The sequence below is a fragment of the Streptomyces pseudogriseolus genome, assembly GCA_002154585.1.
Classification (GTDB): domain Bacteria; phylum Actinomycetota; class Actinomycetes; order Streptomycetales; family Streptomycetaceae; genus Streptomyces; species Streptomyces pseudogriseolus.
In genome coordinates this window covers 1-299 of record MUNG01000714.1, presented here as the reverse complement: position 1 = coordinate 299, position 299 = coordinate 1, and the positions used below count along the sequence as shown (strand labels likewise).

1 protein-coding gene is annotated in these 299 nt (G+C 71.9%); it reads left to right on the top strand.

The window, feature by feature from the left end; translation table 11 throughout:
* Positions 1-299 (top strand): response regulator (locus CCN29_RS34275; protein WP_143661477.1); only part of this gene is annotated, 299 nt, incomplete at both ends.

The following is a 299-nucleotide window of genomic DNA, read 5'->3' as shown; positions in this document are numbered from 1 at the left end:
CTCATGGACATCCGCATGCCGCGGATGGACGGGGTGGAGGCCACCCGCCAGATCACCGGCCCGGAGCGCGACGGCCCGGCGAAGGTGCTGGTGCTGACGACGTTCGATCTCGACGAGTACGTGGTGGAGGCGCTGAAGGCGGGGGCCAGCGGCTTCCTGCTGAAGGACGCCCCGGCCAACGAGCTGGTGCAGGCGATCCGGGTGGTGGCCGCCGGGGAGGCGATGCTCGCCCCGAGCATCACGCGCCGGCTGCTGGACAAGTACGCCACGCATCTGCCGTCCGGCGAGGAGCCCGTGCC